The 17,636-nt window shown below is 59.5% G+C and carries 17 protein-coding genes; 9 read left to right on the top strand and 8 right to left on the bottom strand.

Features of this window, described 5'->3' with window-relative positions; genetic code table 11:
• Nucleotides 1–97: 97 nt before the first annotated feature.
• From BW978_RS18215 to BW978_RS18200, 4 genes are all read left to right on the top strand, one after another.
• Nucleotides 98–946, top strand: coding sequence for an alpha/beta fold hydrolase (locus BW978_RS18215; protein ID WP_076397246.1), 849 nt, complete (start codon nt 98–100; stop codon nt 944–946).
• A 234-nt stretch (nt 947–1,180) separates the two neighbouring features.
• Entirely contained in the window at nt 1,181–1,930 is a 750-nt protein-coding gene (locus tag BW978_RS18210) for an SDR family oxidoreductase (protein WP_076397400.1), read from the top strand.
• A gap of 53 nt (nt 1,931–1,983) precedes the next feature.
• Nucleotides 1,984–2,532 carry a flavin reductase family protein gene (locus tag BW978_RS18205; protein ID WP_076397245.1) on the top strand — a complete coding sequence of 183 codons (549 nt, stop codon included), beginning with the start codon at nt 1,984–1,986 and terminating at the stop codon, nt 2,530–2,532.
• Between the two features lie 51 nt (nt 2,533–2,583).
• Nucleotides 2,584–3,315: an SDR family oxidoreductase gene (locus tag BW978_RS18200; protein ID WP_076397244.1), complete on the top strand. Its 732-nt coding sequence runs from the start codon at nt 2,584–2,586 to the stop codon at nt 3,313–3,315.
• A gap of 74 nt (nt 3,316–3,389) precedes the next feature.
• On the opposite strand, the gene BW978_RS18195 is transcribed toward BW978_RS18200, so the two are convergent.
• Nucleotides 3,390–3,860, bottom strand: a complete 471-nt coding sequence (locus tag BW978_RS18195) for an Rrf2 family transcriptional regulator (RefSeq protein WP_076397399.1) — start codon at nt 3,858–3,860, stop codon at nt 3,390–3,392.
• Between the two features lie 111 nt (nt 3,861–3,971).
• On the opposite strand from BW978_RS18195, the gene BW978_RS18190 reads away from it, so the two are divergent.
• Entirely contained in the window at nt 3,972–4,649 is a 678-nt protein-coding gene (locus tag BW978_RS18190; RefSeq protein ID WP_076397243.1) for a class I SAM-dependent methyltransferase, read from the top strand.
• Nucleotides 4,650–4,688: 39 nt separating this feature from the next.
• Nucleotides 4,689–5,375, top strand: coding sequence for a glutathione S-transferase family protein (locus BW978_RS18185; RefSeq protein WP_076397242.1), 687 nt, complete (start codon nt 4,689–4,691; stop codon nt 5,373–5,375).
• A gap of 152 nt (nt 5,376–5,527) precedes the next feature.
• Here the strand turns inward: BW978_RS18185 and BW978_RS18180 are convergent, their stop codons facing one another.
• Nucleotides 5,528–6,565 (bottom strand): LacI family DNA-binding transcriptional regulator, encoded by a 1,038-nt coding sequence (locus BW978_RS18180; protein ID WP_076397241.1) that lies wholly within the window; start codon nt 6,563–6,565, stop codon nt 5,528–5,530.
• 159 nt (nt 6,566–6,724) lie between these two features.
• Between BW978_RS18180 and BW978_RS18175 the strand changes: the two genes are divergently transcribed.
• Together BW978_RS18175 and BW978_RS18170 are read left to right on the top strand one after the other, a co-directional pair.
• The gene (locus tag BW978_RS18175; RefSeq protein ID WP_076397240.1) at nt 6,725–7,672 is read left to right on the top strand and encodes a dihydrodipicolinate synthase family protein; all 948 of its coding nucleotides are present in this window, start codon (nt 6,725–6,727) and stop codon (nt 7,670–7,672) included.
• A 132-nt stretch (nt 7,673–7,804) separates the two neighbouring features.
• Nucleotides 7,805–9,112 carry an Nramp family divalent metal transporter gene (locus tag BW978_RS18170; protein ID WP_210216992.1) on the top strand — a complete coding sequence of 436 codons (1,308 nt, stop codon included), beginning with the start codon at nt 7,805–7,807 and terminating at the stop codon, nt 9,110–9,112.
• 135 nt (nt 9,113–9,247) lie between these two features.
• Here the strand turns inward: BW978_RS18170 and BW978_RS18165 are convergent, their stop codons facing one another.
• The 6 genes from BW978_RS18165 to BW978_RS18140 form a co-directional block, all read right to left on the bottom strand.
• Nucleotides 9,248–10,918: an amidohydrolase gene (locus BW978_RS18165; RefSeq protein WP_076397239.1), complete on the bottom strand. Its 1,671-nt coding sequence runs from the start codon at nt 10,916–10,918 to the stop codon at nt 9,248–9,250.
• Between the two features lie 46 nt (nt 10,919–10,964).
• A complete protein-coding gene (locus BW978_RS18160; RefSeq protein WP_139330594.1) occupies nt 10,965–12,452 on the bottom strand; it encodes an aldehyde dehydrogenase family protein in 1,488 nt (495 codons plus the stop codon).
• Nucleotides 12,453–12,518: 66 nt separating this feature from the next.
• A complete protein-coding gene (locus tag BW978_RS18155; protein WP_076397238.1) occupies nt 12,519–13,313 on the bottom strand; it encodes an ABC transporter permease in 795 nt (264 codons plus the stop codon).
• Nucleotides 13,310–14,164: an ABC transporter permease gene (locus tag BW978_RS18150; RefSeq protein ID WP_076397396.1), complete on the bottom strand. Its 855-nt coding sequence runs from the start codon at nt 14,162–14,164 to the stop codon at nt 13,310–13,312. Before BW978_RS18150 ends, BW978_RS18155 begins: the two co-directional genes overlap by 4 nt.
• A gap of 3 nt (nt 14,165–14,167) precedes the next feature.
• Nucleotides 14,168–15,208: an ABC transporter ATP-binding protein gene (locus BW978_RS18145; RefSeq protein ID WP_076397237.1), complete on the bottom strand. Its 1,041-nt coding sequence runs from the start codon at nt 15,206–15,208 to the stop codon at nt 14,168–14,170.
• 71 nt (nt 15,209–15,279) lie between these two features.
• Nucleotides 15,280–16,386 (bottom strand): ABC transporter substrate-binding protein, encoded by a 1,107-nt coding sequence (locus BW978_RS18140; protein ID WP_139330593.1) that lies wholly within the window; start codon nt 16,384–16,386, stop codon nt 15,280–15,282.
• A gap of 159 nt (nt 16,387–16,545) precedes the next feature.
• On the opposite strand from BW978_RS18140, the gene speB reads away from it, so the two are divergent.
• Nucleotides 16,546–17,595: an agmatinase gene (speB, locus tag BW978_RS18135; RefSeq protein WP_076397236.1), complete on the top strand. Its 1,050-nt coding sequence runs from the start codon at nt 16,546–16,548 to the stop codon at nt 17,593–17,595.
• Nucleotides 17,596–17,636: the final 41 nt, after the last annotated feature.

The following is a 17,636-nucleotide window of genomic DNA, read 5'->3' as shown; positions in this document are numbered from 1 at the left end:
GAGTGCAACTGTAAAAAATGGGGGCGCGCAATCGCGGGTCCCGTACTTGCCGCGCTCGGAAAGATATGGACTTCACCAAATTCATCAGGAGAGGCGGATGAAAAATGATTTGATCAACCAACATGTTCTTGTGAACAGCTATCGCATTGCAGCCGGCACACATGGCAGCGGTGAACCCGTGGTCATGCTGCACGGAACGCCGTCCTCATCGCTCATCTGGCGGAACGTTACGCCACATCTTCTGAAACACGGTTGCAGGATCCACGTGTTCGACCTTCTTGGCTTCGGTCTCTCCGAGCGCCCGCAGGCGGAAGGTGTGGACACGTCGATGTCTGGGCAAGTGGCGGTTCTTGAAGCGATGCTGGAGCACTGGAGTCTCGATCGTTTCCATCTGGTGGCCCACGACATCGGAGGCGGGATAGCGCAGAGGTTCGGTGTCTTCAATCCGGGTCGATTGAAGTCGCTGACGATGATCGATGTGGTCAGCTTCGACAGTTATCCTTCTCAAAGGACAAGACAGCAGATGGAGCAGGGCCTGGAAGCCTTGATCAAGGCGCCGGATACCGTCCATCGTGGCCATTTCCGCGACTGGTTGCTGAGCGCCGTCCACCAAAAACAACGCTTTGAAGACGGTCCGCTCGAGACCTATCTCGACTACATCTCAGGTCCCATCGGGCAGGCGAGCCTCTTTGAGCATCAGGTCAGGCACTACGATCCTGTCCATACCCTGGAAATTGCCGACAGGCTTCACGAACTGGGCCAGGTTCCGGTGCAATTGATCTGGGGTGCCAATGATGCCTGGCAGGTGCCGGATTGGGCGCGCAGATTGAAGGAAGCCATCCCTAGCTCAACGCTGACCATCCTGGACAACTGTGGGCATTTTGCACCGGAGGATCAGCCCGAAAAGATCGCGGCGCTTCTCGTGCAGTTCATGGGGCAGGCTTGAAATTTTTTCCAAGGTGTGGCGAATCGCAGCCTTTGCGGTTGCGGGCCTGCACGCCCTTATTGCCCTTTCCTCAGGCTGACATGCCGGACCCATCCTGACGCTCGCGAACTTTAGCGCAAGATCCCAACAGGTGGAGCAAAAGCCCGAGAGATTGCTGCCGCCATCCGCCCCATCTTCCTCCCTGTCAGCACACAACTGCCGCCCAATCGGTGGCCAAGACAAGGAGTGAAGATGATGACTAACCTCAATGGAAAGATTGCACTCGTCACCGGCGCGTCGAGCGGTATCGGTGCCGCCACCGCAGCCAAGTTCGCGGAGGCCGGAGCCAAGGTCGGCATCGCCGCCCGCCGCACCGAAAAGCTTGAGGATCTCAAGCAGCAGATCGAAGCCAATGGCGGTGAGGCCCTTGTCCTGCAGATGGACGTAGTCGACCCGGTTTCGGTTGAAGCCTGCGTCAAGACGCTTGTCGAGAGCCACGGTGCGATCGACATCCTCGTCAACAATGCCGGCCTGATGCCGCTCTCCGATATCGACCAGTTCAAGGTCGATGAGTGGCACCGGATGGTGGATGTGAACGTGAAGGGCCTCTTCAACACGACGGCCGCCGTCCTGCCGCAGATGATAAAGCAGCATTCGGGCCATGTCTTCAACATGTCCTCGATTGCCGGGCGCAAGGTCTTCAAGGGTCTGTCGGTCTATTGCGCCACCAAACATGCCGTCGCCGCCTTTTCGGACGGCCTGCGCATGGAGGTGGGGCCGAAGCACAATATCCGGGTCACCTGCATCCAGCCGGGTGCTGTCGCCACCGAGCTTTACGATCACATCACCGATCCCGGCTACCGCCAGCAGATGGACGACCTCGCCGGCCAGATGACTTTTCTCCAGGGTGAGGACATTGGCGACACGATCGTCTTTGCCGCACAGGCGCCGGCGCATGTCGATGTGGCGGAGCTCTTCGTCCTGCCCGTTGAGCAGGGCTGGTGAGGCACCGTCCTTTTGGCCCCTGCCGTTGCGCAGGGGGCCTTTAGGAGATCCAGATGAAGGAACTACCCGCATCGCAGGCCTATCGCCTGCTCGAACCCGGCCCGATCGTGATGGTGTCGACTCGCGACAACGGCAAGTCGAACGTCATGACTATGGGCTTTCACATGATGATCCAGCACGATCCGCCGCTCATAGGCTGTGTGATCGGCCCTTGGGATCACAGCTATCAAGCGCTCCGCAGGACCGGTGAATGCGTGATCGCCGTGCCCGGACTGGATCTGGCCGAAACCGTTGTCGATGTCGGAAACTGCTCCGGCGCTGATGTCGACAAGTTCGAAAGGTTTGACCTGAAGACCAGGCCCGCGGAGAAGGTCTCCGCTCCGCTTCTCGAGGATTGCCTGGCCAACATCGAATGCCTCGTCGTCGATGACAGGCTCCGCGAGCCCTGCAACCTCTTCATCCTCGAAGCGAAGAGGATCTGGCTCAACGAAAGCCGGACGGAACGGCGAACCCTGCACCATCGCGGGGACGGAACCTTCGCCGTCGACAACGGCACGCTCGACCTTAAACACCGCATGATCAAGTGGCGTCACCTGCCGTGAGCAACGTGCGGAATGTGTTGCCCCATTTGACCACCATGGAAGGAAAACCCGATGACGAACATCGAAAACAAGATCGTCCTGATTACCGGAGCCAGCAGCGGGATCGGCGAAGCGACCTCGCGCGCCCTCGCCGATGCCGGGGCTGCCGTTGTGCTCGGGGCAAGACGAACGGATCGCCTCAATGCGCTTGCCCAGGAAATTTTAGCTGCCGGGGGCAGGGCGGTCTACAGAAGCCTCGATGTCACCTCCCGCGAAAGCCTCCAGTCATTCGCGGATGCGGCCGTCAAGGAATTCGGCCGGATTGACGTGATCATCAACAATGCCGGCATCATGCCACTGTCGCCCATGGCCTCGTTGAAGGTGGACGAGTGGGGCCGAATGATTGACGTCAACATCAAGGGCGTCCTCCATGGCATTGCAGCCGTGCTGCCCGTGATGACCAGGCAGAGATCCGGCCAGATCATCAATATCTCCTCGATCGGCGGCCTTGCCGTCTCGCCGACGGCGGCGGTGTATTGCGCAACAAAGTATGCGGTTCGGGCGATCTCGGACGGACTGGGCCAGGAGAACGATAAGCTGCGTGTCACCTGCATTTACCTGGGCGTGGTGGAATCCGAACTGGCCAACACGATCACCGACCCAGTGGCGGCGCAGGTCATGGAAAGTTATCGGCAGATCGCCTTGAATCCCGAGGCGATTGCCGCGGCCATCATGCATGTGATCGGCCAGCCTGATGGGGTGGACACGAGCGACATCGTCGTTCGACCGACAGCCAGTGCGTGACATCCTTGCACCTCAGCCCCGCTTGCCGCGCATTAGCGGCAGGCCCGTGGTGGACGCAAACGAGCTGTGCTCACTCAGCCCCCCGTTCGGCGCGGCGCCGCGGGCAAGGCGCTTCCGCAAGTCTGCGATAACGCTTTTGTCTGCGACGGCATCAATTGATCGAGCGTCACTTGGCTAAACCGCTCCAGCAGCAGGCTTTCCGCCTGCTGCATCGTCTCCGCCAGCGCTGAATTAACGGACTCTTCGATCTTGCATTCCGGATGCCTGCCACGCGAGCCGACGGCAAACAGCGTCGGCCGCTCCAGCGCTTCATAAATGGCTAAGAGCGTGACGTCCTTAAGGGGCCGAGCGAGTTGCCAGCCCCCGCCATGCCCCTTGCCCGAGATGACGTGGCCCGCGCGACGCAAGCCTGCCATCGTCCTGCGGAACACGGCCGGGTTGGTGCCCATGCTTCGCGCCAGAACCTCCGATGTCAGAGGCTCCTTCACCTGCGCCATGTGCAGCAGCACATGAAGCACGTCAGACAGTCTCGTATCCTTGTTCATTGCCTGCCCCGGTTCATGCGGCTTTATGCCCTCACCAATCATGTAGCATCACTTGATACAAGAAGCCAAACCATGTTACGCACCTTCAACTGATACAAAAGAAGGTTGGTCATGAGCGGCAATCGTAGTCCCTTCTCAGATCCGGCGGCCGTGAGCGCCTATGTCCGCGAAACTCCGCGCAAGGTGCCAGGGCTCGCAGACCTTCACAAAATGGCGGCGCTGCTTCTTGCCGAACAGGCGCCGGGCGCTGCGGATGTGCTGGTCGTGGGTGCAGGCGGCGGCCTGGAGATCAGGGCCATGGCGGAGACGCGGCCCCACTGGAGATTTACCGGCGTCGATCCCTCGCCCGCCATGCTCGACATCGCCCGCCAAACGACATCACCTTGCGCCGAGCGAACAGATCTTATTCACGGGACAGTGGTGGATGCACCTGCTGGTCCTTTCGACGGGGCAGTGTGCCTGCTGACACTGCACTTCCTCGACTGGGACGAGCGGCTGGAGACGCTGCGGGAAATCCACAGGCGTCTAAAGCCGGACGGTGTTTTCGTTGCCGCCCATCACACTGAGATCGGTGGACAAGCGCATCTCTGGTTGGGGCGATCTGCGACATTTGCCGCAGGCGCGAATTCGGAGCCTGGTCAGGCCGCAGCGTCGGCGAAGGCTATGGCCGAGCGTCTGCCACTGCTTTCGCCACATCAGGAAGAAGCGTGCTTTCAAGACGCGGGCTTTAAGCAACCAAACCTGTTCTACGCCGCTCTTTCGTTTCGCGGCTGGGTCATGACCGCCTGATGCTCCGCAGAACGCCCTGTCGATCAGAAGGGATCAGCCGTGATCGAAATCTTCAATTTCGCCTTCGGGCCCTATCCGCAAAGGGTGAATATCTACCTGGCCGAAAAGCAGCCTGAGGGTGTCGCCGTGACATTTTATGCGGAGCCGGACAGGCGTGCGAACACACCGCCGCCTGAAATCAGGGCTCTCACCCCCATGGGATCTCTCCCCATCCTAAGGGATGCCGATGGTACCGTGGTGGGGCAGTCGCTTGCGATCCTCGAATTTATTGAGGACCGGATCCGTTTTCCGGACATGCGAGGAAGCACACCAGCGGAACGGGCCAAGGTTCGCCAATTCGTTCACATTTTCGATGAGGCCCTTACCTTCTTCGGCCTTTGGGCGCGCCACGGCAGTGCGCTCGCAAAAGGCGTGGCGCGATCGAGCCAGGAGGTCGCAGAGATCTGCGCTGCCCGGTATTTTGCGCAACTGCGGATCATCGAGAACTTGATGAGCGAAGAGGGGTTTCTTGCCAGTGGGTCCGTCACGCTGGCCGACTGCGTGGCGATGGCGACTCTGCAGTATGCGAGAGATTTCTACTCCGTACCCATCCCTTCCGAATGCGCTAGACTTTATGCATGGTTCTATCGCTTCAGTGAGCGTCCCAGCGCCAAGCGGCCGCCGTATCCTGAGGAGCAGCGGGTCACGGCAAACGGCTTGATGGACCAGACGGGTGTCCGCTTTTGAAGTGTACCCCGTCCTTCCCATGTGCTCAGGTGGCTGAAACACATTGCAAGTGGCCATTAGCGTGGCTGAACGCTGGTTCGATTCCTGTCAAGAGCCTTTACCGAGTAACCGCTTCGCCGTCGTCGATACTTAGCGGATACACTGCGTGTTGATCAGGACTGAAGTCCGACGCGGGAGGTTGATTTACGTGGGATAAGGGTCGGAGCTGACAAGCGAATTCTGTCCTCCGCAGAGGCGGCTCCATTTGTCAGCAAGTCGAGCGCATTAGAGGCGATTTGTTCGAAAGGTACACGCACGGTTGTCAGCGGGGTCGGCAGATGGCTGACGATTGGTATGTCGTTATAGCCGACCACCGACACATCATCCGGAACTGAAAGACCCAGGCGCGATAAGCTTGATAGGGCTCCGATCGCCGTATTGTCGTTGACGGCGAATATTGCCGATGGCCTATCCATCAGTTGCATCAACTTTTCGGCAGCGTCGGCTCCTGCATCTAAGCCGAAGGTTGAAGGTACTATCCAATCCGGGTGGACTGCGAGACCGGCCTCGTCGAATGCGTGGCGATAACCTTCGATGCGCCGGCGGGCACTGGAGGCATAGGACGGGCCTGCAATCACGCCGATCTTGCGATGTCCAAGATCGAGCAAATGCCGTGTTGCCAGATAGCCGCCCAGCCGGTCGTCGCCGATGGCCGAAAGATTCCTGCCATCGGTCCGCAGGGCCAAGACGAAGGGAATGCCCCGCTCCACCAACGTATCGGCAAAATGGTCGCCTTCTCGGGCCGTCGAAAGGATCAGTCCGTCTACGCCCCGCTTCAGAAGCGATTCGGCTGCCAGACGATCTGCATTGGGTTGATCGTCTGTCGTCGCCACGATGGCAAACCGGCCGTTGCGGCTACATGCTTTCGCCAGCGCTTCGTAAAGCATGGCCATGACGGTATCCGTCAGCCGAGGCACGATGACTCCGATTGTCTGTGTGCTACCACGCCGCAGACTTGCGGCGGACACATCGCGTACATAGCCCATGTCTTCGGCAATTTTTCGCACCCGGCGCGCTGTCTCGTTGTCCGAGCGCGGCAGCCGTTCGTCGAGTATGCGCGATACTGTTGACTTCGATACCCCTGCAGCCAAAGCGACGTCGATTATCGTCACCCGCGTCTGGCGGCTCGCCTCGTCCGTGTTCGTTTCCATTTCGCTCATCACCGGCACCGATCAATATTCTGAACCCTGACCATGCACCAAAAAGGGGATTGACTCCAACACATTTGAAAACGATAGTGGGAACGTTCCCGCTAACGATCCCTACGCTGTTTCGGTAGAGGCAGCGAGCACGACAGGAGGAGATGTTCGATGCAAGCAATGGATTTAAGAGGTCTGAGCCCCGCTCCGGTAACCGTTTTCACCCGCGACGGTGAGGTCGACTACGCGGCCAATGCCCGTTTGGCCAAGTGGTTGGTCAGCATGAATGGCGTGAAGAGTTTGGTCATTCTTGGTCACGCTGGGGAGGGCACCTTCCTGACCGAGGAAGAGCGCCTGAAGCTCGTCAGAACTTACGTCGAAGCGGTCGATGGTGCGGTTCCGATCATTGCCGGCATCACCGGCGAAGGCACCAAGGTCGCAGCCGAAGAAGCGAAGAAGTGCAAGGCTGCCGGTGCAACCGGAGCGCTGGTCTATCCCAATCACGGCTGGCTGCGCTTCGGCTTTCAGAAGGGCGCACCTCAGGATCGCTACAAGGCGATCTGGCAGGAATCCGGGCTTCAGTGCATTCTATTCCAGTATCCAGACGCTACCAAAGCAAGCTACGACCTGGATACTCAGCTTGCGATCGCTACGCAGGATGGCGTTGTCGCGACCAAGAACGGCGTGCGCAATATGAAACGGTGGTACGTCGAGATTCCTGAGCTCAAGAAGGCAAATCCGAACCTTCAGATCCTCAGCTGCCATGACGAGTGGCTTCTCCCCACCATGTTCGATGTCGACGGTCTGCTTGTTGGATATGGCAACATCGCTCCAGAGCTTCTCATCGACCTGATTGTAGCCGGCAAGGCACAAGATTATCCCCGTGCTCGCGAAATCTTCGAGCGTCTGTTGCCAATCACGCGTGCCGTCTACCACCGCGGTTCGCATATGGAAGGCACCGTTGCGCTCAAACTCGGCCTCGTGCATCGCGGCGTGCTCGACCATGCAACGATCCGGGAGCCGCTGAAGAACCTCGGCGAAAAAGCGGAAGCTGAGATCTTCGCCGCCTTTGAAGCTGCCGGGATCGGTCGAGCCAAGGACTTGATCGCCGCCGAATAAGAACGCGGCCCCGTGTTCCTGGCGACGCGGGGCCAGTTCGACCGCATTTGATGCAGGATCGACGCACAGCGTGAAGAAACTGTATCAAGTTGGATGTCACGCCGCCGCACATTTCGGGAGGACGAAGTGTGTATGTGGCTCGAGGAGGAGGACACGCCTGTGCGTGAGCAAAATGATTCCGTGCTGCCGGCCATGCGCGCCGTAACTGTCGAGAATTCGAAACCGTCTGCCTTGACCTGGAGCGAGCGCCTGGCCCTTATAGGTCCGGCCTTCGTTGCTGGCGCCTGGCAGTTTGGTCCCGGCAATCTGACTTCAGCGGTGGAAGCTGGCAGCGCCTATGGCTATTCACTGATCTGGGTAATTGTCTTGTCGACGATCTTGATGATCGCCTTCACTGACATGAGCGTGCGTATCGGCATCATCGCCCGCGGCTCTATGATTCAGACGATCAAGGACACGTTGGGCAAGCCCGTCGGAGTGCTGGCCGGTATCAGCGTCTTTTTCATTACTCTTTGCTTTTCCGTCGGAAATGCCGCGGGTTCAGGCCTGGCCCTCTCCATGCTTTTTGGGGGCTCTTCGATCGTGTGGACACTCGTTTGCAGCGTCGCCGTCGGGTTTATTCTGCTGATGCGCAACGTCTACGGAGTTGTGGAGCGCATACTGCTTGCTCTTGTCGCGATGATGGCGATCGGCTTTGTCTGTAGTGCCATCCTTGCACGTCCCGATTGGATCGCCAGCGCGGCCGGTGTCATTCCAACCTTTCCCCCAAGCGCGCAGCTCCTGATCATTGCCCTTGTTGGGACAAACTTCTCCATCAATGCGGCGTTCTTCACAAGCTACGCTACGCGCGCCAAGGGGACACGCGCCGACCAGTACCGGGACTCGACTATCACCGACACGCTCCCGGGCATCATTGCGCCAGGTATCATGACCTGCCTCGTGATCATGGTTGCGGCCGCTGTGCTCGGTCATACGGGGGAGCGTGTGCAGACGCTGGTGCAGCTTGCCAATGTGTTTCAACCGTTGGCAGGGTCCGTGGGCAGCACACTCTTTGTCCTTGGCTTCTTCGCTGCCGCCTTCTCGTCCATGCTCGCCAATGCAACCGCGGGCGGGACGCTGCTGTCTGATGGCGTAGGCTGGGGCGGTTCGTTCGATGCCTTGCGGACAAAAATTCTGGTTGCGTGCGTACTCGCCTTTGGCGCTCTGGTGGTCGCGCTTGCACCCGGGTCTCGAGTCCAGCTGATTATCTTTGCCCAAGCTATGACGGTCTTGGTGGCGCCGTTCCTGGCGGGCCTGCTGATGATCATTTCCAATGGTCAGGAGATGGGTGCAATGCGCAACACAGTGACTCAGAACGTGCTCGGCGCTTGTGGCTTTCTGTCGATCTTGGCTGCCAGCGGCCTCCTAGTCTATAAGCTGTCGGCTATGCTTGGGAGTTGAAGGCGTCAACTGGCTCATTTCATGCACGGGGTTGAGCCCCGTGCATGTTCACGCTCATCAGCCTCTGGCTTACGCGCCGCACTATGGGCGTTGGATCTCATCCGCTTGTTCTGCCGCGTCTAAGGTCGTCCAGCATCATGCGGAGTAGGTTACGTTTCCCCCGCATATCGTCACTAGCGGTTTTACTTCTGCCATCTCATCCGCTTCAATATCTTCCAGATTGCGGTCCCAGAGAACGAGGTCTGCCACGTAGCCCGGCTTCAACATGCCCTTCCAGCTTTCTGCAAACTCTGCATAGGCACCGCGCACGGTGTAGGCGTCGAGCACCTCCATCAGCGTCTGGCGATTGTCCGGTAGATCATCGGACCATGGCTTCATCGTCATGGCCGAATGCGCTGAAAGCATAGGGGAAACCGGTGACACCGGCCAGTCGGTAGAGAAGATCAGGTCGATGCCGGCATCGCGGACCGCCCGCCACGCATAGGAGCGGGCCCAGTTCTTCCGCCCTATGCGCGAGAGTGTCGGTTCCAACGGCAGTCCCATCTGCCCCGGTGGGACGGTCGGCTGCATGGACGCGACTAGCTTCATCTCGGCCATCCGCGTGAGATCATATTGCCTTACGACCTCGAGGTGCTCGATGCGGTGGCGGCTGTCGCGCCTGCCATTGGTAGCTGCCGCGGCGGCATAGCCGTCGATGGTATTCGCGACAGCGCCGTCGCCGATTGCGTGGACGGCGATCTGAAGGCCTCGCTTGTCCGCTTCGATGCAGATGTGGTCGAAGGTTGCCTGATCGAAGCGAGGCTCTCCCTTCCAGCCGGGACGGTCGGCATAATCTTCGCACATCACGGCCGTATGGGAATCAAGCACACCATCCATGAACATCTTCACCGTTCCTGAGTTCAGCCATTCGCCCTGGAAGTCGGACCGCATCTGTGCTGCCTTGTCCATCTGCGTGGTAATATCGCCACCCGTATAGTGAAGCGGGATCCGTCCGCGGCACAGGAGGGCGCCTTCTGCCTCGATCTCGCGCAATAGTTCGAGCTGATAGCGGTTTCCGTCCATATTTTGGAAGCTGGTGATGCCGTGTGCGGCAAGATGCTGGAGCCCCCGTTTCAAGAGTTCCCGGTCATGGGCACGCTCTTCCGGGCTTGGCGTCGGATCCGGCTCCCCGCCGGTACTGAGGCCGAGCAGGTCTCGCCCACCATTGGCGCCGAGGGCGACTACGTCATCGAACGCATAGTGCTCGCGCAGTTCTCCCGTGGCGAGCCCATCATCGCCCATCACGATCTCGTTGCCCGGCGGAAGGCTCCGGCCATGGAGAATGCCGGCCTTTGTGAGTGCCATGGTGTTCGCCCAAATCGTGTGGTGGTCAGGGGACATTACCGCGAGGGGCCTATCAGGAAGGATCGCATCCAGGACATGTCGGTCGACATTCATGTGTTCGCTCAGTATCGTATAATCGCACCCGTTTGCGAGCAGCAGCGGTTCGTTCGGCCGGGACGCCGCGTAACTCCGGACGGCTGCCTTGAAAGCCTCGAAGCCTTTTATATTGAACAAAGAAAGCTGGTCCAACTCGCTGGAGCCACCGAAGATGTGAATGTGGCTTTCATTGATGCCGGGCGTGACAGACATGCCGCCCGCATCGAGCACCTGGGTGGCGGCACCCCGATAGGCCGTAATCTCATTTGCGCTCCCGACCGCCAGGATGCGCCCGCCGGAAATCGCAATGGCTTCCGCGTGCGGTTGCTCCGGGTTCATCGACAGGATGCGTGCGTTGGTGACGATCATTTCTGCTGCAATGTGCATGTTTGGTCCTTTGCGATTGGTGTTCGCCTGGATGTAGCTGGCTTGCTTATGCGGCGCGGGTCATGTGCTTGACGCCTAGATAGGCGGCCAAGCCCCAAGGCCCGAGTTCGCGTCCGATGCCACTCGCCTTGAAGCCGCCCCAGGCTGTATTGGGGAAAATCAGCTGTGGCGTGTTCACCCAGACGTGGCCCGCATCGATGCGTCGCGCGACCGCCTCGGCTGTATCCTTGTCACCGCCGACGACGGTGGCGGCGAGTCCGAAATCCGTACCATTTGCCAGCACAACAGCCTCGTCGACAGTTCTGAAGCTGCGGATCGCAAGGACTGGGCCGAAGATCTCATTTCGCCAGACCGGGTGATCGGCCGGGACGTCGCGATAGATCGTCGGCTGAATGAAGAAACCACCCAGGGCGGCGTCGGCTGCGCCGCCCGCGATGCAGTTAAGGCCGTCGGTTCGGGCCTGGTTCAGAACGGACGTCACCTTGTCAAACTGTTCCCGAGTGGTCAGGGGTCCCATTTGCGCATCCGGATTGTCGGGGCCTCCGACCACGATCAGCTTGGCCTTGGCGACCAGCGCCGCGGCAAATTCATCCGCAATCGAGGCCGCCACGATGAGCCTTGACGTCGCCGAGCACATCTGGCCGCAATTGAAGAAGATCCCGGCGCTTGCGATCTCGACCGCCTGATCGATATCGGCATCTTCGAGAATGATGATCGGTGATTTGCCGCCAAGTTCGAGCGAAACTGGAACGATGCGGTTGGCAGCGGCAGCCATCACGCGGCTTCCCGTGGCATTCGATCCTGTAAACGAGACTTTCCTGATACGACGGTCCGTACACAGCGCGGCTCCGACATCTGCGCCACCCGGCACGATGTTTAGCACACCGGGTGGCAGACCGATTTCGCTGGCGATATCGCCATAGATCAGTTCGGCGAGCGTCGTGAATTCCGAGGGTTTGAGGACCGCCGTGCAACCGGCAGCCAACGCCGGCGCCACCTTCCAGGCGGTGGTGACCATCGGGAAATTCCAGGCGACGATCAGACCGACTGGCCCCAACGGTTCGAAGTAGGTGCTTCCTGCGAGCGCCGTATCGCCGAGATCGACCGTTTGCCCCTGCTGTCCGTCAATCCCCTCTGCAAGATCGGCATAATATTCGAATGTAGCAATCGCATCATCAATATCGATTTCTGCCTCGAAACGCGGCTTGCCGTTGTTGAGCATCTGGAGCGCAACGAGGTCCGGCTTCCGCTTGGTGAGGCCGGAGGCGATGGCGCGCAGATTGCGCGCGCGCTCGGCGCCGGTCGTTGCTCTCCATGCACCAAAGGCGCGCGCGGCTGCCTCGGCTGCCAGTGCCACCTGTTCGACCGAACCAGGAATGAGGGTGGCGAAGGTTGTCGCCTTCGAGGGATCTACGAAGGCCAGATGCGAGGGACCGCCGCCGCCGACATGCCAGCTGCCGTTGATGTAAACCGCCTTGTCGCGCTGCAGGAGATTGGCGGGGACGGGTGTCGGCTGATTGGAATGCGTGGTCACGACTTGGTTCCTCCATTTCGAAATTCTATTGCGACAGGGACGTCGACTGCTTCTGCTATCGAGCCTTTACCGACGATGGGCGCCGAGGAGCTTTGGAAGGTCGCCGAAACGGGCGACCAGCGAGAAGATCACCATCGTGAGGAAAACGAACAGGACCGAAGCCGCTGCCATCACCGGCGTGTATCCGTAGCGCAGGGAGTTGAAAATGCGCATCGGCAGCGTTTCGAGAACGGCGCCCACGGTCATGTAGGCGATGAGATATTCGTTTAGCGACACGACGAACGCGAAGGCGAAGCCGGAGATCACATAGGGGCGAACGAGGGGTAAGATGATCCTCGCCAGCACCTGTCGGTCATCCGCGCCAAGCATGGCCGCCGCCTCCGGGAGGCTCCTGTCGAGCGCGCTGAAGCCGAGGGTCAGCGACACCAGCGGAAGCGAAACCAGGAAGATCCCGTGGCTGACAACGACGGTCCAGTATTGCCCGTAAAACCCGGACTGTGTCCAGAAGGACAGGAAGCCGAGCGCCGTGATGACGGGGGGAAGGAGGAAGGGCGCGAGGCCTACCGCAATCACGATCCTGACCCAGCTCAGGCGGTAACGCCAGCTGAACCAGGCGATCGGGAACGCGATGGCGACGGCGAGTGTGGCCGAGAGAAGGGCTGTGGTCGCGCTGTTCGCGATCGAGGTCGACCAGTCACCTGCACGGAAGAGATCCATATACCAGCGCAGATTGAACCCTTGTGGCGGGAAGGTCAGCGACTTCTTTTCGTTCACGGACACGCCGAGAACCACGAGCAGTGGCGCTGCCATGATGATGCCAAGGACCGTGAAGAACAGTCGTCTCACAGAGGTTTGCGTCATGCTGTCTGCTCCTTGCGCCCGAACTGGATAACCGTGAGGACGATCAGAAGCGTGACGACGACGAGGAACACGGAGAGTGCCGCAGCGAAAGGGACATTGGACTGCACCAGCGCCTGATCGCTGATCGCAACGGACAAGGTCCAGTGTTGCGGCCGCCCCAGGATCTGCGGCATGAGATAGCTGCCGAGCGTGAAGACCAGCAGCATCAGAAATGTGGTCACGATCGCATTGCGATGCATCGGCAGTGCCACGCGCAAGAAGGTCCTCAGCGGCGAGAGCCCAAGCGTCCGTGCCGCCTCTTCGATGTGCGGATCGACCCTGGAGAGAATGGGGTAAAGGACCAGAACGGCGTAGGGGATTGCCGTATACACCACACCTGTCAGAAGCGCCCCAATTCCGGGTGCATAGGAGGCAGGCCGGTCAATAAGGCCGATCAGCACGAAGAGATTGCTGATCCCCGCAGTCCTTGACAGCAATGTGGACCAGGCGAACCCTATGATCGATTCCGACAGGGAGAGAATGGACAGCAAGAAAATGAGCCAGCCGACCTGCGTGGAACGCGGGGCGTTGACGAGCAGATAGGAGAAGGGGAACGCGATCAGAATGGAAATCGCGGCAACGCCGAACGCAAGGCCGAAGGAGGCGGTTACCAGCCCGAGAAAGAAGGGGCTGAGCAGGCGCTGGTAGTTGGCGAGCGTGAAAGCGGTCTCCGCCGCCCCGATGCTCCTGTTTTCATAGAACGAGGTCATGACCATTGTCCCGAATGGCAGGACGAAGAAGACTGTCAGGAGAAGGGCCGGAACCAGGATTGGCAGATAGGCTATCAGGGATTTGGGCTGCCGGGTGCTCATCATTCACCTCAGGACGACGCAGGTCGCGCCGTTCACATGGACATGCACCGGGCGGCCGATTGAAAGGCTGCTCTCTTCTCTCGCGGGCACGGCGACCACCAGGTCCTTATCCATGCCGTCCACCGCGACGTTCACCTCGATGCTCGCACCGAGGTGCCGGGTGAAGGCGATCCGGCCCGCAAGGCTACTGCTGCTCTCATTGTCCTGCAGGTGTAGGTCCTCCGGCCGCACCGAGAAGGTAAACGGTCCTGGAGGCGGAGCCTGTTCGATTCCAACCGTGCCACCGGCAACCTCGACCCGGCCTCCGCCGAGCGATCTCGCACCAATCAGGTTCGTCGCGCCGATGAATTGGGCCACGAAGGCGTTGGCCGGTTTTCGATACATCTCAAGCGGTGGAGCGACTTGCTGGATCACGCCGCCGGACATCAACACGACGAGGTCGGCGGTCGTCATCGCCTCCTTCTGGTCATGGGTCACAAGCAGGGTGGTGATGCCGAGTTCCTGTTGCAGACGCTTGAGCTCGACCTGCATCGCCTCACGCAACTTCGCGTCGAGGGCAGACATCGGTTCATCGAGGAGAAACAGCTTCGGCTTAAGTGCGAGCGCTCGGGCAATCGCCACGCGCTGGCGCTGCCCACCCGAAAGCTGCAGGATCGAACGCTCGGCAATGCCGGGCAGATGCATAAGCTCCAGCAGCCTTTCCACCTCGCGCTTTTGAACCTCGCGGGACGCACCACGTATGCTCAACGCAAAGGCGATGTTCTCCCCGACTGACAAGTGGGGAAACAGCGCAAGGGACTGGAAGACCATGCCGAAATTACGCTGATGTGTCGGCACCTTCGTGATGTCACGGCCATCGAGAAGGATCTGTCCTTTCGACGCATCATCCAGCCCCGCGATTATCCTCAGGAGCGTGGACTTGCCGCAACCCGACGGCCCGAGCAGGCAGAGGAATTTGCCGTTCTCCACATCGAGCGAGATATTGCTCAACGCGGGCACCGGGCCGTAGGTCTTGTGGATCTCGCGGATGACTAGTCCAGACATGGTATCACTCCGGCAGACGCGCAGTGCGTCCCCTGCGTCAGGTTTCACTTTGTTCGGAGGAAGCAGAGCGTTTAGCCCTGCTGCATCTCCGTCCAGACCTGGTTGATGAAGTCGGTCTTCAGCGCCTGCATCTCGTAATGCGGGCGCACCGGATCAATTTCCGAAGACACCGAGTTAAACTCTTCGTCGGTGAGATCCATGGTCGAGCGTTCGACAACCGGAGCGCTGCCAAGTTTGCGCGCAAGTGTCGCCTGTGTTGAAGGCTGGGACATGTAGTCCATGTAGACATAGGCAAGATCGAGAGAGGCGGCCGCAGCTTTTGTTACCGCCCATGTGCCATAGTCGTAGATCCCGCCTTCGATGGGCATGGTGGAACGTACCGGAAAGCCGTCTTGGACAGCAAGCCTGGTGACGTCGTGGAAGTATTGTCCCATCGGGATTTCGCCTGACTTCAGAGCCTGTTCGAACTGGGCTTCGTCGCGGTACCAGAGGCGGACGTTCGGCTTCAGTTCGCCGACTTTGGCGCAGGCTTCTCGAATGCCGTCATCCGTATCGAGATGATTGATGCCGCCGAAATAGACCTTGGCGGCGACCTCCAGCAGATATGAGTTGCCGACATTGGCAAGCAGGCCCAGGCTGTCTTTGTATTTGGGGTCCCAGATGTCTTTCCATGAGGTCGGCGCTTCCGGATAGACGTCCGTGTTGGAGACCAGGGTCACATACCAACTCGTTGCACCGATCGCTACAACCTCTCCCTTAGCGTTCTGGCGTACAAGGTCGGGCTTGATGTATTTCATATTGGGAATTTTGTTTGGGTCGAGCGGCGCCCACAACCCGCTGTTTGCGCCGCGGATGACTGGCACACCAGCCATCATCGATACATCGACCGGCGAGGTGCCCGCCCTGGCGGCCTGTTCGAGCTGGATCAGCCAGACTTCACCGGTCGGCTCGCCAACGCTCTCGATCTCGATGCCTGTGGCGGCCGTGAAGTCGGGAAAGATCTCGGCGTCGAACGTGTCCTTGAAGTAGCCTCCGTAGAGACCGACGCGGAGTTTCTTCTCTTGGGCCCGGACGATGTTCGGAAAGCCGGTGATCAAGGGTGCGATCGCAAGACCTGATAGGCCCTTCAGCAAGCCTCGTCGTCCGATGGACGTATTCGCAACGTTCTTGATTGGCATGACATTCCCCTTTTTTTGAGTGTTTGATTGTCGAGGATGCTGACCGATCGCGCGGGTCGGTTACATATAAATATGAGTCCGATTACTTCGGAAAATCGCGAACCACTTCCAGATTTTGCGTCGGTACGGTCTTGTCCATCAATTGGGAGAGCTACGTCTATGATTGACAAGACACATCTCGATGCGCTGCGGGAAAGATACGCCAATGCCTCCGGCGGAGACATTTTCGATCCGGATTTCAAAGCGGTTGCGCAGTCGCAATTCAAGGGCGGCGACAAGCGGAAATGGCCTTTCGCCGGTATTCCGACGCTTCTTGATGCTCGCAGTTTCCCCGAGGCGCAGGACGCTGACAACTTCGGCGGGTTGGACATTGCGCTTGTCGGTGTTCCCATGGACCTTGGTGTGACCAACCGCAATGGTACCCGCTTTGGCCCCCGCGCGCTCAGAACAATCGAACGTATCGGGCCCTATGACCACGTGCTGCGCACATCTCCGCTGACGATGGCCGATGTTGCCGATATCGGCGACGTTCCCCTCACGAGCCGCTTTGATCTCGCGCAGTGCCATGCCGATATCGAAGCATTTTATCGCCGCATGGTAGCGGCCGGTGTCAAACCCTTGAGCGTCGGTGGCGACCATTCCATCACGTCGTCTATCCTGAAGGCGATAGGTGAAAAAGAGCCAATCGGTCTGATCCACATCGACGCCCATTGCGATACGGCCGGCCCCTACGAGGGTACAAAGTTCCAGCACGGCGGCCCGTTCCGCCTGGCCGTTCTTGACGGAGTTCTGGATCCTCGACGGACGATCCAGATCGGTATCCGCGGCCCTGCCGAATATCTCTGGGAATTTTCCTATGAAAGCGGAATGACCGTGGTCCACGCCGAGGAAGTCGGCGAAGCCAGCCTCCCCGCGATCATCGAGAAAGCGCGCCGGATCGTCGGCGACAGACCCACTTACGTTTCGTTTGATATCGACAGCGTCGATCCTGGCTTTGCGCCGGGAACGGGCACGCCCGAAGTCGGCGGTCTCCTGCCACGGGAAGTGCTACAGATCCTGCGGGGCCTTGATGGCCTCAACATCATCGGTGGAGACGTAGTCGAGGTTGCGCCACAGTATGATTCCACGACGAACACGGCGCAGATCGCGGCCCAGGTGCTTCACACGATCCTCTGCCTGATGCTGAACGCGCCCGGCGCAAGGAGCTGATCGCGTTCTCCCAAGCCGATCAGCAGTCGGCCAGGCGTCAT

It is taken from the genome of Rhizobium sp. RU33A, assembly GCF_900156055.1.
Taxonomy (GTDB): domain Bacteria; phylum Pseudomonadota; class Alphaproteobacteria; order Rhizobiales; family Rhizobiaceae; genus Allorhizobium.
Note: the sequence above shows the minus strand (reverse complement) of the source record. Positions and strands in the feature narration are given on the sequence as shown.

Coding starts and splice junctions, on each gene's coding strand:
- BW978_RS18215 (WP_076397246.1), top strand. CDS start 98: ATGAAAAATGATTTGATCAACCAACATGTTCTTGTGAACAGCTATCGC.
- BW978_RS18210 (WP_076397400.1), top strand. CDS start 1,181: ATGACTAACCTCAATGGAAAGATTGCACTCGTCACCGGCGCGTCGAGC.
- BW978_RS18205 (WP_076397245.1), top strand. CDS start 1,984: ATGAAGGAACTACCCGCATCGCAGGCCTATCGCCTGCTCGAACCCGGC.
- BW978_RS18200 (WP_076397244.1), top strand. CDS start 2,584: ATGACGAACATCGAAAACAAGATCGTCCTGATTACCGGAGCCAGCAGC.
- BW978_RS18195 (WP_076397399.1), bottom strand. CDS start 3,860: ATGAACAAGGATACGAGACTGTCTGACGTGCTTCATGTGCTGCTGCAC.
- BW978_RS18190 (WP_076397243.1), top strand. CDS start 3,972: ATGAGCGGCAATCGTAGTCCCTTCTCAGATCCGGCGGCCGTGAGCGCC.
- BW978_RS18180 (WP_076397241.1), bottom strand. CDS start 6,565: ATGGAAACGAACACGGACGAGGCGAGCCGCCAGACGCGGGTGACGATA.
- BW978_RS18175 (WP_076397240.1), top strand. CDS start 6,725: ATGCAAGCAATGGATTTAAGAGGTCTGAGCCCCGCTCCGGTAACCGTT.
- BW978_RS18170 (WP_210216992.1), top strand. CDS start 7,805: ATGTGGCTCGAGGAGGAGGACACGCCTGTGCGTGAGCAAAATGATTCC.
- BW978_RS18165 (WP_076397239.1), bottom strand. CDS start 10,918: ATGCACATTGCAGCAGAAATGATCGTCACCAACGCACGCATCCTGTCG.
- BW978_RS18155 (WP_076397238.1), bottom strand. CDS start 13,313: ATGACGCAAACCTCTGTGAGACGACTGTTCTTCACGGTCCTTGGCATC.
- BW978_RS18150 (WP_076397396.1), bottom strand. CDS start 14,164: ATGAGCACCCGGCAGCCCAAATCCCTGATAGCCTATCTGCCAATCCTG.
- BW978_RS18145 (WP_076397237.1), bottom strand. CDS start 15,208: ATGTCTGGACTAGTCATCCGCGAGATCCACAAGACCTACGGCCCGGTG.
- BW978_RS18140 (WP_139330593.1), bottom strand. CDS start 16,386: ATGCCAATCAAGAACGTTGCGAATACGTCCATCGGACGACGAGGCTTG.
- speB (WP_076397236.1), top strand. CDS start 16,546: ATGATTGACAAGACACATCTCGATGCGCTGCGGGAAAGATACGCCAAT.